Origin of the sequence: Paenirhodobacter sp., from assembly GCF_047600745.1 — a bacterium.
Lineage (GTDB): Bacteria > Pseudomonadota > Alphaproteobacteria > Rhodobacterales > Rhodobacteraceae > Rhodobacter.
In genome coordinates this window covers 420544-434334 of record NZ_JASGKI010000004.1, presented here as the reverse complement: position 1 = coordinate 434334, position 13791 = coordinate 420544, and the positions used below count along the sequence as shown (strand labels likewise).

Annotated in this window: 13 protein-coding genes and 1 pseudogene; 10 read left to right on the top strand and 4 right to left on the bottom strand. The window is 66.1% G+C overall.

What is annotated here, in order from left to right:
- The 3 genes from efeB to QM789_RS10770 all read left to right on the top strand — a co-directional run bounded on the left by efeB (position 1) and on the right by QM789_RS10770 (position 2645).
- On the top strand, positions 1 to 1269 hold the full coding sequence (gene efeB / locus QM789_RS10780; protein WP_420351907.1) for an iron uptake transporter deferrochelatase/peroxidase subunit: 1269 nt from the start codon (positions 1 to 3) through the stop codon (positions 1267 to 1269).
- 38 nt (positions 1270 to 1307) lie between these two features.
- Positions 1308 to 2129 carry an iron uptake system protein EfeO gene (efeO, locus tag QM789_RS10775; RefSeq protein WP_420351906.1) on the top strand — a complete coding sequence of 274 codons (822 nt, stop codon included), beginning with the start codon at positions 1308 to 1310 and terminating at the stop codon, positions 2127 to 2129.
- A 333-nt stretch (positions 2130 to 2462) separates the two neighbouring features.
- On the top strand, positions 2463 to 2645 hold the full coding sequence (locus tag QM789_RS10770; RefSeq protein ID WP_420351905.1) for a hypothetical protein: 183 nt from the start codon (positions 2463 to 2465) through the stop codon (positions 2643 to 2645).
- Positions 2646 to 2751: 106 nt separating this feature from the next.
- Here the strand turns inward: QM789_RS10770 and nikR are convergent, their stop codons facing one another.
- The gene (gene nikR, locus QM789_RS10765; RefSeq protein WP_420351904.1) at positions 2752 to 3243 is read right to left on the bottom strand and encodes a nickel-responsive transcriptional regulator NikR; all 492 of its coding nucleotides are present in this window, start codon (positions 3241 to 3243) and stop codon (positions 2752 to 2754) included.
- Between the two features lie 102 nt (positions 3244 to 3345).
- Between nikR and QM789_RS10760 the strand changes: the two genes are divergently transcribed.
- The 6 genes and pseudogenes from QM789_RS10760 to ilvD all read left to right on the top strand — a co-directional run bounded on the left by QM789_RS10760 (position 3346) and on the right by ilvD (position 8640).
- A complete protein-coding gene (locus QM789_RS10760) occupies positions 3346 to 4104 on the top strand; it encodes a DUF4198 domain-containing protein (protein WP_420351903.1) in 759 nt (252 codons plus the stop codon).
- 1 nt (position 4105) lies between these two features.
- Positions 4106 to 4708 (top strand): cobalt transporter CbiM, encoded by a 603-nt coding sequence (gene cbiM, locus QM789_RS10755; protein WP_420351902.1) that lies wholly within the window; start codon positions 4106 to 4108, stop codon positions 4706 to 4708.
- Positions 4705 to 5364 (top strand): cobalamin biosynthesis protein CbiL, encoded by a 660-nt coding sequence (locus QM789_RS10750; protein WP_420351901.1) that lies wholly within the window; start codon positions 4705 to 4707, stop codon positions 5362 to 5364. Before cbiM ends, QM789_RS10750 begins: the two co-directional genes overlap by 4 nt.
- Positions 5361 to 6038, top strand: a complete 678-nt coding sequence (locus QM789_RS10745) for an energy-coupling factor transporter transmembrane component T family protein (RefSeq protein ID WP_420351900.1) — start codon at positions 5361 to 5363, stop codon at positions 6036 to 6038. The genes QM789_RS10750 and QM789_RS10745 overlap by 4 nt, the downstream gene beginning before the upstream one ends.
- Positions 6026 to 6715: an energy-coupling factor ABC transporter ATP-binding protein gene (locus QM789_RS10740; protein ID WP_420351899.1), complete on the top strand. Its 690-nt coding sequence runs from the start codon at positions 6026 to 6028 to the stop codon at positions 6713 to 6715. Before QM789_RS10745 ends, QM789_RS10740 begins: the two co-directional genes overlap by 13 nt.
- A gap of 91 nt (positions 6716 to 6806) precedes the next feature.
- Positions 6807 to 8640, top strand: a pseudogene (gene ilvD / locus QM789_RS10735) (dihydroxy-acid dehydratase).
- 44 nt (positions 8641 to 8684) lie between these two features.
- Here the strand turns inward: ilvD and QM789_RS10730 are convergent.
- Genes QM789_RS10730 through QM789_RS10720 form a run of 3 tightly spaced genes read right to left on the bottom strand, consistent with a single transcriptional unit; the run spans position 8685 to position 11378 of the window.
- Positions 8685 to 9962, bottom strand: a complete 1278-nt coding sequence (locus tag QM789_RS10730) for a DUF3422 family protein (protein WP_420351898.1) — start codon at positions 9960 to 9962, stop codon at positions 8685 to 8687.
- 30 nt (positions 9963 to 9992) lie between these two features.
- Positions 9993 to 10835: a glutathione-dependent disulfide-bond oxidoreductase gene (yghU, locus tag QM789_RS10725; protein WP_420351897.1), complete on the bottom strand. Its 843-nt coding sequence runs from the start codon at positions 10833 to 10835 to the stop codon at positions 9993 to 9995.
- A gap of 39 nt (positions 10836 to 10874) precedes the next feature.
- Complete coding sequence (locus QM789_RS10720) at positions 10875 to 11378, bottom strand: HugZ family protein (protein WP_420353290.1); 504 nt, start codon at positions 11376 to 11378, stop codon at positions 10875 to 10877.
- A 440-nt stretch (positions 11379 to 11818) separates the two neighbouring features.
- Here QM789_RS10720 and acs point away from each other — a divergent pair, with 440 nt between their 5' ends.
- The gene (acs, locus tag QM789_RS10715) at positions 11819 to 13789 is read left to right on the top strand and encodes an acetate--CoA ligase (RefSeq protein ID WP_420351896.1); all 1971 of its coding nucleotides are present in this window, start codon (positions 11819 to 11821) and stop codon (positions 13787 to 13789) included.
- The last annotated feature ends 2 nt before the right edge of the window (positions 13790 to 13791 follow it).

Below are 13791 nucleotides of genomic sequence, written 5' to 3'. Positions count from 1 at the left end.
ATGAACACCGGACCCAACCGCCGCCTTGTCCTGATCGGGCTGGGGGCGACCGCGCTGACGCCGTTGGCGTCGCGCGCGGAACAGGCACAGGTCAACGACGCGCCGCATGGCAATGCCGGAACGGCGGCGCAGCGGGTGGAGTTCTACGGCCGCCATCAGGCCGGGATCACCACGCCGCGCCCGGCGGCGGGGATCGTGGCGTCCTTCGACCTCGCGATCACCAGCCTCGATGATTTCGAACGGATGATGCGGATGCTGACCGAACGGGCGGTATTCCTGACGCAGGGCGGCGAGGTGCCGGAACGGGATCCGAAGCTGCCCCCGGCGGATTCGGGCCTGCTCGGGCCTGTCGTCGCGCCGGACAACCAGACGATCACCGTCAGCCTCGGCAACAGCCTGTTCGAGCGGTTCGACTGGCTGCGCCCGCTCAAGCCCGCGCATCTGCAACAGATGGTGCAGTTCCCGAACGATGCGCTGATCGCCAGTCTGTGCCATGGCGACATGACGATCCAGTTCTGCGCCAATGTGCAGGATACCAATATCCACGCCCTGCGTGACCTGATGAAGAACCTGTCGGAATTCCTGGTGATCCGCTGGGTGCAGGAAGGTGACGTGCCGCCGGTGGTGCCCGATGCCGATGGGTCGACCCCTTCGGCGCGGAATTTCCTGGGCTTCCGCGACGGGTCCGCCAATCCGGATTCCAATGACGCGAAGCTGATGGAAGATGTCGTCTGGATCGGCCCCGGGGAGGGCGAACCCGCCTGGGCCGAGGGCGGCAGCTATCAGGTGGTGCGGCTGATCCGCAATATGGTGGAACGCTGGGACCGCACGCCATTGCAGGAGCAGGAACGCGATTTCGGCCGCCGCAAGATGTCGGGCGCGCCGCTGGACGGCGGGCCGGATACGACCGAACGCGACGTGCCCGATTACAGCAAGGATCCGGAGGGCGAGATCACCCCGCTGGATTCGCATATCCGGCTGGCCAATCCGCGCACGCCCGAGACCGAGAAGAACCTGATCCTGCGCCGCGCCTTCAACTACACCAACGGCGTGCTGAAGAACGGGCAGCTCGATCAGGGCCTGCTGTTCATCTGCTATCAGGCGGATCTGGAGGCCGGCTTCATCACCGTGCAGAACCGCCTGAACGGCGAGGTGATGGAGGAATATTTCAAACCCATCGGCGGGGGCTATTTCTTCACCCTGCCGGGCGTGACCGGGCCCGGGGATTTCCTCGGCTCCGGCCTGATTTCCGCAGCCAGGGCACTATGAGCCCCCGCCAGAACCATATCGTGAAAAGGGAGACCATCATGGTCGCACACTATCTTCGCTCGACGGCGCTGGCCGTTGCCCTCACCGCGGGCTTTGCCGCTCCGTCGATGGCGCAGGACGCGTCGCTCGATCTCGTCGGGCCGCTGTCGGAATACAAAATCTACGTCGCCGAGAACACGGCCAAGCTGGTCACCGATACGCAGGCCTTCGTTGCCGCGATCAAGGCGGGCGATGTCGAGAAGGCGAAATCGCTCTTCGCGCCGACCCGCACCAGCTATGAAAAGATCGAGCCGATCGCCGAACTGTTCTCGGATCTCGACAGCGCGATCGACGCCCGCGCCGACGATTACGAGAAGGGCGAAGCCGATCCGACCTTCACCGGTTTCCACCGGATCGAGCATGCGCTCTGGATCGAGGGCAAGACCGATGGCATTCAGGACTATGCCGACGGCCTGCTGAAGGACGTCAAGGATCTGAACGACCGGATCAACGGCCTGACCTTCCCGCCGGAAGTGGTTGTGGGCGGGGCCGCCGCGCTGATGGAAGAGGTCGCGGCGACCAAGATCTCGGGCGAGGAAGACCGCTATTCCCGCACCGACCTGTGGGATTTCGACGCGAACTTCGCGGGCTCGGAAAAGATCTACGAGCTGTTCAAGCCGCTGGTCGATGACAAGGAATTCATTGCCCGGGTCGATGCGAACTTCAAGGCTGTCGATGAGGTGCTGGCGAAATACGAGCAGGGCGAGGGCTATGTGTCCTATGTCGAGCTGACGGATGCCGACCGGACCGTTCTGTCGACCAAGGTCAACACGCTGGCCGAGGATCTGTCGACGCTGCGCGGCAAGCTCGGGCTGAACTGACCCGGATCGCGGGGCGGCCCCGGTCGCCCCAACCGTCATTCCGGCATGACCGGCGGTGTCCCTTGGGCGGAAGAAATTCCGAAGGGGGCTTTTCGTCGCGTCCTGCGGAATATCCTGCCCGGAGCGGAAGAAGATTTGCGCCGCCGTCGGAACGTTCCCCGGGAAATCATTCTGCCCGGTATGGGGTGCCATACGGCGGCATCGGTTTCCGTGAAAATTCTGTATAAATTTTAATTAGTTGCCTTGGGGCAGGTTGTGCCGATTCCTTGAGCGGTTTCCGGCGGCGTGGTAGCAGAAACAGGTTACGAGTTTTCGGTCGAAAGGGTGCCTGTGATGACAAAAGCGATTGTTTCTGCTGGCTTTGCTGCGGTTCTGGCGTTCCCGGCGGTCGCCGCGAGCGTTTCGCTTGAGTCCTTCAACCCGGCCTCCGGCGCCGCGACCACCGGACCCACCGTCGAGTGTATCGGCCCCACATGTGGCGGGGCGCCCGGTTCGATCTCCGGCGATCATCGCTGACGTTCGGAATATTGCTGGGGCGTGGCAGACGTTTCCTGCCGTCCGGAATTCTCCCGGTCCGTCCGATGCGGCCGCCCGACCTGTTGCCCGTTTCACCTGGCGCGTTTCAGGGCGGCCCATCCGCCGGGAACCCGGCCAGAACGCGGGGATGGGAATGGCTGTGCGGGGCATCCGCGTCATGGGTGTGATGCGCGGGATCCTCGGCCACCGGGATCAGCGCGACGTTGCCATGTATCACCCCACGTTCAAGAAACAGCGCCTCGGCGTAATCCGACACCACCCGTGCCGGGCCGCGCATCACCGTGACCTCCAGCGCATGGCTGTGGTCGAGCGGAACCGACAGCGCGCTGACCGTCTGGTCATGCCGGTCGAGCCGCCCCTGCGGCAGCCGCGCCGCCAGATTGCGCACCGAGGGGTCGACGACATAGCTGACGACGCCATAACACCCGGCCCCCTCGGGCGCCCGGCTGCGCGCGCCAAGGCCCCGGCGCAGCAGATCCCGGATCGCCTCCGACCGGCTTTGCGCCCCCGTCGCGGCGATATAGGCGTCCAGTTCCGCCGCCAGATCGTTGTCCAGCGTGATCGTCGTGCGTTGCATGGCCCCTCCGTTCCTGCACTCAGGGTAGCAGCGGCCCGGGGGCTTGTCATGCGGGCGCATGCTGCGTATGAATAAATGAACAAAAATACATACGGGGACGGTATGCGGATATTTCTTTACACTGCGGCGCTTGTTGCGTTCTGCGGCCCGGCTGCGGCGCATTTTCAGCAGATCGTCCCTTCTGCGGATGTGCTGCCGGAGGGCGGGCCGGTGACGATCGACCTGACCTTCACCCATCCGGTCGAGGGTGGCCCGCAGATGCAGATGGCCCGGCCTGCCGCAGTGGGGATGCTGGCGCAGGGGCGCAGGACGGATCTGTCTGCGTCACTGGTCGAAACCCCGGTCGAGGGCGTTCTGGGCTGGTCGCTGACCACAGACCTTGCGGAACCCGGCGCGGCGGTGTTTTACGTCACGCCGCAACCCTATTGGGAACCGGCGGAAGGCAAGTTTATCGTCCATCACGCGAAGGTCGTGGTGGATGGCTATGCTTCGGGCGAGGGCTGGGATGCGATGGTCGGCCTGCCGGTGGAGATCGAGCCGCTGACCCGTCCGAATGGCCTTTGGGCCGGGAACCTGTTCACCGGCGTGGTGCGGCGTGATGGTGCGCCGGTGCCCTTTGCCGAGGTCGAGGTCGAGTTCATCAACGACGGGTCCGTCGTGCCGCCGAATGACGATTTCATCACCCAGGTCGTGAAGGCCGATGCCAATGGCACCTTCAGCTATGCGATGCCGCGCGCCGGTTGGTGGGGCTTTGCCGCGCTGACCGAGGGCGGCACGATGACCGCGCCCGATGGCCGCGCCGTGCCGCTGGAGGAAGGCGGGCTGATCTGGGTGAAGGCCGTGTCGATGCGGGCCGAGTGACATGGCCCATATCCCGGACGGCCTGCTGTCGGCGCCGGTCCTGATCGGCGGTGGCGTGGTCGCGGCGGTGGGCGTGGCGGTCGCGCTGCGGCGGATGGATGACCGGGCGATCGTGCGGGTGGCGATTCTGTCGGCGGTGTTTTTCACCGTCTCGCTGTTCTCCGTGCCGCTGGGGCCGACGAGCGTGCATCTGCTGCTGGCGGGGCTGATGGGGCTGATGCTGGGGCCGGGGGCCTTTGTCGCGGTGCTGGTGGGGCTGGTGCTGCAACTGCTGCTGTTCGGGATCGGCGGGCTGACGACGCTGGGCGTGAATACGGTGAATATCGCGCTGCCGGGGGTTCTGGCGGGGATGGCGTTCGGCCCCATGGTCCGGCGCGGGCGGATCGGGCTTGCGGCGCTGGCCGGGGGGCTGTCGGTGCTGGGTACCGGGGCGTTGGTGGCGGCGAGCCTCTGGCTTTCGGCCTCGGAATTTGTCCCGGTTGCGCGGGTGCTGTGGCTGACCTATCTGCCGCTCGCGGTGGTGGAGGCGGTGGTGACGGCGGTGGTCGCGGGCTTTCTGGCGCGGGTCGAGCCCGCCGCGCTCAACCCGAAGGAGGGGCGATGAAACCGCTTGCGCTCGCATTGATCCTGACCGTTCTGGCCAGCCCGGCGGCGGCCCATCGGCTGAAACTCTTCGCCACGGTCGAGGGGGCGGAGGTGACGGGCTATGCCTATTTCGTCGGCGGTGGCCGCGCGCAGGGCAGCGACTGGACCGCGCGGGATGTGGAGGGGGCCGAGATCGCCTCGGGCCGCACGGACCCCGATGGCCGCTATCGTTTCACCCCGCCCGCGCCGGTGACCGGGCCGATCCGCGTGACCGTCGACACCCACGAAGGCCATGTCGCCACGGCGGAGATCACTCCCGAACGTTTCGCGCCACCCAACCCCGGTTCGGTTCTCGCATCGCCGACGCCCCTGACGGCGGGCAACCCCGGTTCGGTGCTGACACCGCGTGCGGCCCCCGTGGTGCCTGCGGGTCCGTCGCTGCCGATCAACCCCGGTTCGGTCCTTGCCCCCGGCGCGCGCCCGGTTCTGGCGCCCATGCCGCCCGAGGAGATCGCGCCGCTGGTCGAGGCCGCGGTGCAGCGGCAGGTCGCGCCCTTGCTTGAGCGGATCGAGCAGATGGATGCGCGGATGCGGGTCACCGATGTGGTGTCGGGGCTGTTCCTGATCATCGGCCTTGCGGGGGCGGCGCTGTATCTGCGGGGGCGGCGGGGATGATCGCGGACCTGCGGTTACGGCTGGTTGCGGCGCTGGTGCTGGTGGCCTGCCTGTCGCAACTGCATCATCCGGGCGTCGCTTTGCTGGCCGTTGTGCTGGTGTTGCCGCTGGCCCAGCGGCGGCTGCGCCATGTCGAGGGCTTCGTGCTGCTGCTGTTCGTGACCCTGCCGCTGACGGTGCCGGGCGAGCCGCTGTTCGGTCCCGTCAGCCGCGAGGGCACCGCGCTTGCGGCGCTGCTGGCGTGCAAGGTGGCGGCGGCGGCGCTGGTGCTGCGGGCGCTGCTGGGGGATGTCGAGATTGCGCGACTCGGGGCGGCGCTGCGCGCGCTGCGGCTGCCGGAACCTTTGGTGCGGATCTTTGTTCTCGCGCCGCGTTATCTGAGCGTCATCGGCGATGAATCCCGCCGCCTGCGGCTGGCGATGCGGGCGCGGGGTTTCCATCCGGGCACCAACCGCCACACGCTGCGCAGCTATGGCAATCTGACGGGGATGCTGCTTCTGCGCGGGCTGGACCGCGCCGGGCGGGTGGAAGAGGCGATGCGGATGCGCGGCTTTTCGGGGCAGTTCCTGCATGCACCCTTTGCCCGGCCCGGGGCGGCGGATTGGGCCCGGGGCGCGGCGCTTTGCGCGGCGGGCCTGCTGTTGCTGGGGGTGGACCGGCTATGTTCCCTTTGATTTCCCTCACAGATGTCGCGGTGGCGCGCGACGGGGCCGAGGTGCTGCGATCCGTTTCCCTTACGCTGGCAGCGGGGGAGCGGCTGGCCATCGTCGGCCCGAACGGCGCGGGCAAGACCACGCTGCTGCGCGCCATCGCCGGGCTGGAACCCGCGCGGGGGACGGTCACGCTGTTCGGGCAGCCCTGCCGGACCGAGCGGGATTTCCGTTCACAGCGCCCGCGCCTTGGTTTCCTGTTTCAGGACAGCGACGATCAGCTGTTCTGCCCGACGGTTCTGGAGGACGTGGCCTTCGGCCCGGTCAACATTGGCCTGCCCGATCCCGAAGCCGTGGCGCGCGCGACGCTCGGGCACCTCGGCATCGGGCATCTGGCGGAGCGGGTGACACATCGGCTTTCGGGCGGGGAAAAGCGGCTGGTCTGTCTGGCGGGCGTGCTGGCGATGAAGCCCGATGTGCTGCTGCTGGACGAACCCACGAATGGCGTCGATGCGGCGAATATGGCGCGGCTGCGCGCGGCGCTCGCGGATTTCGCGGGGGCGATGATCCTTGTTTCGCATGACGAAGGCTTTGTCGCCGGGCTTGCCACCCGGGCGATGATGATGCGCGACGGCACCCTGATCCCCGCACAGATTCAGATCCACCCGCATGCCTATCCGCATCTGCATCCGCATGGGTAACCCCTGCTGACCCTTTGAACATTGGCATTTCCGCGCCGCGCGCGTAATAGGACGCGATACCGCCACTCGGGCGGAGCCCCGGAGAAGCCAGATGCCCTATTACCGTTCCCGCAAATCCACCCACGGCCGCAACATGGCGGGCGCGCGCGGCCTGTGGCGCGCCACCGGCATGACGGACGGGGATTTCGGCAAGCCGATCATCGCGGTGGTGAATTCGTTCACGCAATTCGTCCCCGGCCACGTCCACCTCAAGGATCTGGGCCAGATGGTCGCGCGCGAGATCGAGAAGGCGGGCGGCGTCGCCAAGGAGTTCAACACGATCGCGATCGACGATGGCATCGCGATGGGCCATGACGGGATGCTTTACTCGCTGCCCTCGCGCGAGGTGATCGCCGACAGCGTGGAATACATGGTCAACGCCCATTGCGCCGATGCGATGGTGTGCATTTCCAACTGCGACAAGATCACCCCGGGCATGATGATGGCGGCGATGCGGCTGAACATCCCGGTGATCTTCGTGTCCGGCGGGCCGATGGAGGCGGGCAAGATCTCGAAGGACATCATCGCGCATGACCTCGATCTGGTCGATGCGATGGTGGTGGCCGCCGATGACAGCTATACCGACGAGCAGGTGGATGCGATCGAAAAGGCGGCCTGCCCGACCTGCGGCTCCTGCTCGGGCATGTTCACGGCGAATTCGATGAACTGTCTGGCCGAGGCGCTTGGGCTCGCGCTGCCGGGGAACGGCTCGATGCTGGCGACCCATGCCGACCGCAAGGAGATTTTCCTGGAGGCCGGGCGCAAGATCGTCGAGATCACCAAGCGCCATTATGAGGGCGAGGAAGCGGGCCTGCTGCCGCGCGACATCGCCACCTTCGACGCGTTCGAGAATGCGATGAGCCTTGACATCGCGATGGGCGGGTCCACCAACACCGTGCTGCACCTGCTGGCCATCGCCTATGAGGGCAAGGTCGATTTCACCATGGACGACATCGACCGGCTGAGCCGCAAGGTGCCGGTGCTGTGCAAGGTCGCCCCGGCGAAGCAGGAGGTCCATATGGAGGACGTCCACCGCGCCGGCGGCATCATGGGGATTCTGGGCGAAATGCACCGCGCCGGGCTGATCCACGCCGGGGTGCGCACCGTCCACACGCCGACGCTGGGCGAGGCGATCGCGAAATGGGACGTGATCACGGCGAATGATCCGAAGGTGGATGAGTTCTATCGCGCGGCCCCGGGCGGCGTGCGCACCACGCAGGCGTTTTCGACCGCGAACCGCTACACCGAAGTGGACCGCGACCGGGCAAAGGGCGTGATCCGTTCGGCTGAACATGCGTTCTCGAAGGATGGCGGTCTGGCGGTGCTGTTCGGCAATATCGCGCTGAACGGTTGCATCGTGAAAACGGCGGGGGTGGATGAACTCGATCCTGAAATTCACCGGCAAGGCCAAGGTTTACGAATCGCAGGACGACGCGGTTTCCGGCATCCTCACCGGCAAGGTGACCGAGGGTGAGGTTGTCGTGATCCGCTTCGAGGGGCCGCGCGGCGGGCCGGGGATGCAGGAGATGCTTTACCCCACCAGCTACCTGAAATCGAAGGGGCTGGGCAAGAAATGCGCGCTGCTGACCGATGGCCGGTTCTCGGGCGGGACGTCGGGGCTGTCGATCGGCCACGTTTCGCCGGAGGCGGAAGAGGGCGGGCTGATCGGTCTGGTGGAAACCGGCGACGTGATCGAGATCGACATCCCGAACCGGACGATCAACCTGGCCGTTCCGGACGACGTGCTTGCAGCACGCCGTGCCGCGAAGGGGCCGCTGCCGTGGAAACCCGAAGCGCCGCGCACGCGCCATGTTTCGACCGCGCTGAAGGCCTATGCGATGCTGGCGTCCTCGGCGGCGAAGGGCGGCGTGCGGATCCTGCCCTGACCCGTGTGACCGGGAAACGTTGACGGGCTCACCGCGCAGGGGCTTCAGTGGAAGCCCTTGCGGATCCGGCGCACCATCAGCCAGACGCCGAGGATCACCAGCGGCGTCAGCCCGGCCACCGCCATTTCCTTGCTGATCCCCACGGCCTTCGCCGCCGGATAGGTCAGATAACCCGCGAGGCTGACGGCGTAATAGCTGATCGCGACCACCGACAGCCCCTCGACCGTGTGTTGCAGCCGCAGCGCCAAGTCGGAGCGGCGATCCATGCTTTCCAGCACCTTCTGGTTCTGCGACTGCCGCGCCACCTCGACCCGCGTGCGCAGCAGTTCCGCCGCCCGCGAGGCGCGTTCGACCATCGCGTTCAGCCGCGCCTCCGCCGATTGCACGGTGCGCATCGCGGGCTCATAGCGGCGCAGCATGAACTCGCCGAATTTCTGCCGCCCCTGAAAACGGCTCTCGCGCAGCACCTCGACCCGCTCGCGCACGATCGCCGCATAGGCGCCGGTCGCGCCGAAGCGGAAGCTGTGGTGGACGGCCAGCCCCTCCAGTTCCGCGGAAGCCGCCAGCAGATGTTGCAGCGTCTCCTCGGCCGGGCCTTCGCCCATGCCATTGACCAGCTCCGACAGCCCGGGCTCCAGCGCGTTCATCCGCGCCGTCAGTTCCCGCGCGCGGCCAAGGCCCAGCATCGACATCGCACGATAGGTCTCCATCTCGCACAGGCGCTGCACGATCCGGCCGATCCGCCCGGGGCCGGTGTCGGGGCGGGCGAAGATGGCGAACCGCATCTGGCCGTTCGCATCGACGCGGAAATCGGTCGCGACGACGGCGGCCCCGTCCAGCACCCAGGCGCAGACCAGGCTTTCATGCACGAACCAGTCCTCGACCATCGGCACGATCGTGTCGGGGTCGTCGGGCAGGATGTCGATGCGGATCTGCACCGCCGCGATGCGCCGACCCGGCGCGGCGGCCAGCCAGTCGGCGGGGAAGACCTCCGTTTCGGCGGGGTCGAAGGCCCGACCGGGCAGGCCGGGCGTATGGGTCAGGTAGGAGACGAATTCGGTATGGCTTTCCCAGATCAGATGATGCCGCCCAAGCGCGCAGGCCAGATGCCCGGCATCCGCGGGCGGCAGCGGCGCGCCGTTACGCTCCAGCAGATCGCACAGATGCGCATGGTCACGGGCGCGGTCCCGGTTGGCGGCGTCGCGCGGCTCCTTGATCGCGACATGGACGACATGCGCCGGCCCCTGAATCGTGGGGTAGGGCCGGGCATGCAGTTCGTTCACAAGCGCAAGGCGCAGAGGGTGGTCTTCGATCAGCGGCATTACGCTTTCCTTCGGGCTTCGGCCCGGATGTCACAGGCGGTCGAAATCGTGCGCGTCGTGGCGTTCGCGCAGCTGTTCGGACGGATCGCCGGTGGTGCGGTTGACGATCCGGCCCCGCTTCACCGCCGGGCGCGCGAAGACCTGATCCGCCCAGCGGATGACGTTGGGATATTCCTGCACCGACAGGAATTCCCCCGCGCCGTAGTTCCAGCCCTTCGCGAGCCCGCCATACCAGGGCCAGATCGCCATATCGGCGATCGTATACTCCGGCCCGGCGACATATTCTGTATCAGCCAGCCGCCGGTTCAGCACGTCCAGCTGCCGCTTCGTCTCCATCGCATAGCGGTTGATCGCATATTCGATCTTCACCGGCGCATAGGCGTAGAAATGGCCGAAGCCGCCGCCGACAAAGGGGGCGGAGCCCATCTGCCAGAACAGCCAGGACAGGGTTTCCGCCCGCGCGGCGCCCGATGTGGGCAGGAAGGCGCCGAACTTCTCGGCCAGATACATCAGGATGGCGCCCGACTCGAACACGCGGATCGGCTCGGGGCCGGAGCGGTCGAGCAGCGCGGGGATCTTCGAGTTCGGGTTGACCGCGACGAAGCCCGATCCGAACTGATCGCCCTTGCCGATGTCGATCAGCCAGGCGTCGTATTCCGCTTCATGGCCTGCGGCCAGCAGTTCCTCGAACAGGATTGTGACCTTCTGCCCGTTCGGCGTGCCGAGGGAATAAAGCTGGAACGGATGTTTGCCGACCGGCAGTTCCGCGTCATGCGTCGGCCCGGCAATGGGGCGGTTGGTGGAGGCCCATTTGCCGCCATTGTCCTGATCCCAGGTCCAGACCTTCGGCGGAACATAGGGGGTATCGGTCATCGGGAATCCTCCGGTTGCGGGTTGGCGCGAAGATTAGGCCTATGGTGCGCACTGGCAAGTCAGATCCCCGGCATCCAGCCGGAACGCCCTGCCAAACCCGCCGTTCAGCGCGCCGGACAGGAGCCGGAACTCGACGAAGAAGAAATCGCCCAGGTCGATGTAGAGCTTCGATTTCGGATGATCGGCGAGCCAGCGCGCACGGGCGGCACCGTGGCGCGGATCGTCGCGGTTCAGGGGCTGCGCCTCGGCCCGCAGGCTCAGGCGGGGATGGGTGAGCGGATCGCCCTTCGCCCCGGGTTCGCCCACCAAGAGCCCCACGCGCGGATCGGTCCGCAGCGCCCGGCTATGCGCCGAAAGCCCGGAGACCAGCGTCCAGAGCCCGCCCTCCGGCCCCGAACCGAGCGCAATGCGGGTGACGGCGGGAAACCCGCTGTCCGGGTCGATCACACCGAGCGCGCCGAACCGTGCACCCGAGATCAGGCGGCGGGCGAGGGCGCGGGCCTCGTCATCGGTCGGGCGGATCGGGTCGGTCTGCGTGATCATGGTGCGGCGGGTGATGAGGGCGTCAGGCACCTTCGGTAAAGCGCCTCGATGCCCAAGGCAAGCCTGCGCGGGCGGTCAGCCGCCCATGGTTCCGCGTTGACCGGGCGCGCGCCCGATACGAATTGGCACGGCCCTCCGGATGCCGCCTCACGATGCTGCGGCGCGGCATTTTTCGATGATTTTTCCTGCGGTTGCACAATCCGGATGGAGTCAACAGGCAAGCACTTGAAACACAAGGTCAAATCTTCGCGATATTTCCGTAAATTTACCACATTATCGCTTATCCTGTGAATAAATTAACAGGAAAAATCAGTAAACATAGGGGGTTACGCAAATACACTGTTCCGGTTTACACTGATGTCGGGGAGTAGAGCGCCTTCGGCCCAGCCGGGGGTGGAGTTGCGGCCTTCAGGCCATCCGACTGAGGAGGAGGAGAGCTCATGACTGTTCAGGAACAGGTCGTTGCGGAGCCCGAAATGCACCCGGTCCCGCCGGGTTTCGAGAATGCGCATGCCGACCAGGCGAAATACCTGGAGATGTATCGCGAATCGATCGAGGATCCGGACAAGTTCTGGGGCCGCGAGGGGATGCGCCTCGACTGGATCAAGCCCTATACCAAGGTGAAGAACACCGATTTCACCTTCGGCAAGGTCTCGATCAAGTGGTTCGAGGATGGCGTCCTGAACGCTTCGGTGAACTGTATCGACCGGCACCTGAAGGACCGCGCGCTCCAGACCGCGATCATCTTCGAGCCCGATGACCCGAACGAGCCCGCGCAGCACATCACCTATCGCGACCTGTCCGAACAGGTGAACCGTTTCGCCAACGTGCTGCTGTCGCAGGGCGTGATGCGCGGCGACCGGGTGGTGATCTACCTGCCGATGATCCCCGAAGCCGCCTATGCGATGCTGGCCTGCGCGCGGATCGGGGCGATCCATTCCATCGTCTTCGCCGGGTTCTCGCCCGATGCGCTGGCGAACCGGATCAACGATTGCGGCGCGAAGCTGGTGATCACCGCCGACTTCGCCCCCCGTGGCGGGCGCAAGACGCCGCTGAAAGCGAATACCGATGCGGCGCTGCTGCACTGCTCGGACAAGGTGCGCTGCCTCGTCGTGCGCCGCACCGGGGATCAGATTTCCTGGGTGCAGGGCCGCGACGTCGATGTAAGCTATCTGATGGAGCAGGTCTCCCCCGAATGCCCGCCGCGGCCGATGGGGGCGGAGGATCCGCTGTTCATCCTCTATACCTCGGGCTCGACCGGCAAGCCGAAGGGCGTGGTGCATACCACCGGCGGTTATCTGGCCTATGCCGCGATGACGCATGAATATGTCTTCGACTACAAGGAAGGCGATGTGTTCTGGTGCACGGCGGATGTCGGCTGGGTCACCGGGCACAGCTATATCGTCTATGGCCCGCTGGCGAATGGCGCGACCACGATCATGTTCGAGGGCGTGCCGAGCTATCCGGACGCGGGCCGGTTCTGGGCGGTGTGCGAAAAGCACAAGGTAACGCAGTTCTACACCGCGCCGACGGCGATCCGCGCTCTGATGGGGCAAGGCGCGGAATGGGTCGAGAAATACGACCTGTCCTCGCTGCGCGTGCTGGGATCGGTCGGCGAGCCGATCAACCCGGAAGCCTGGGTCTGGTATGACAAATACGTCGGCAAGAGCAAATGCCCGATCGTCGACACCTATTGGCAGACGGAGACCGGGGGGCATATCCTCACCCCGCTGCCGGGGGCGACGCCGACGAAGGCGGGTTCGGCCACCAATCCGTTCTTCGGGGTGAAGCCCGTCGTTCTGGATCCGCAGACGGCGGTCCGGATCGGCGAGGTGGAATGCGAAGGGGTTCTGGCGATCTCGGACAGCTGGCCGGGGCAGATGCGCACGCTCTGGGGGGATCACGAGCGCTTCCAGGAAGCCTATTTCAGCCAGTATCGCGGCTATTACTTCACCGGTGACGGCTGCCGGCGCGACAAGGATGGCTATTACTGGATCACCGGTCGGGTCGATGACGTGATCAACGTCTCGGGCCACCGGATGGGCACGGCCGAAGTCGAATCCGCGCTGGTCGCCCATCCGGCGGTGGCCGAGGCGGCGGTCGTCGGTTATCCGCACGACCTGAAGGGGCAGGGCATCTACGCCTATGTCACCCTGATGAACGATCAGGAACCCTCGGACGCGCTGCGGGCCGATCTGGAGAAATGGGTCCGCACGGAAATCGGCCCGATCGCCAAGCCCGACCTGATCCAATGGGCGCCCGGCCTGCCGAAGACCCGTTCGGGCAAGATCATGCGCCGCATCCTGCGCAAGATCGCCGAAAACGATTATGGCGCGCTTGGGGATATCTCGACGCTCGCCGATCCGTCGGTGGTCGAGGATCTGATCGAAAACCGCATGAACCGGGGGTGAGC

What these genes read in the sequence shown, in the direction of transcription:
- efeO (WP_420351906.1), top strand. Translation starts at nt 1,308, where the DNA reads ATGGTCGCACACTATCTTCGCTCGACGGCGCTGGCCGTTGCCCTCACC.
- acs (WP_420351896.1), top strand. Translation starts at nt 11,819, where the DNA reads ATGACTGTTCAGGAACAGGTCGTTGCGGAGCCCGAAATGCACCCGGTC.
- QM789_RS10760 (WP_420351903.1), top strand. Translation starts at nt 3,346, where the DNA reads ATGCGGATATTTCTTTACACTGCGGCGCTTGTTGCGTTCTGCGGCCCG.
- QM789_RS10740 (WP_420351899.1), top strand. Translation starts at nt 6,026, where the DNA reads ATGTTCCCTTTGATTTCCCTCACAGATGTCGCGGTGGCGCGCGACGGG.
- QM789_RS10720 (WP_420353290.1), bottom strand. Translation starts at nt 11,378, where the DNA reads ATGATCACGCAGACCGACCCGATCCGCCCGACCGATGACGAGGCCCGC.
- QM789_RS10730 (WP_420351898.1), bottom strand. Translation starts at nt 9,962, where the DNA reads ATGCCGCTGATCGAAGACCACCCTCTGCGCCTTGCGCTTGTGAACGAA.
- QM789_RS10770 (WP_420351905.1), top strand. Translation starts at nt 2,463, where the DNA reads ATGACAAAAGCGATTGTTTCTGCTGGCTTTGCTGCGGTTCTGGCGTTC.
- efeB (WP_420351907.1), top strand. Translation starts at nt 1, where the DNA reads ATGAACACCGGACCCAACCGCCGCCTTGTCCTGATCGGGCTGGGGGCG.
- QM789_RS10745 (WP_420351900.1), top strand. Translation starts at nt 5,361, where the DNA reads ATGATCGCGGACCTGCGGTTACGGCTGGTTGCGGCGCTGGTGCTGGTG.
- QM789_RS10750 (WP_420351901.1), top strand. Translation starts at nt 4,705, where the DNA reads ATGAAACCGCTTGCGCTCGCATTGATCCTGACCGTTCTGGCCAGCCCG.
- yghU (WP_420351897.1), bottom strand. Translation starts at nt 10,835, where the DNA reads ATGACCGATACCCCCTATGTTCCGCCGAAGGTCTGGACCTGGGATCAG.
- cbiM (WP_420351902.1), top strand. Translation starts at nt 4,106, where the DNA reads ATGGCCCATATCCCGGACGGCCTGCTGTCGGCGCCGGTCCTGATCGGC.
- nikR (WP_420351904.1), bottom strand. Translation starts at nt 3,243, where the DNA reads ATGCAACGCACGACGATCACGCTGGACAACGATCTGGCGGCGGAACTG.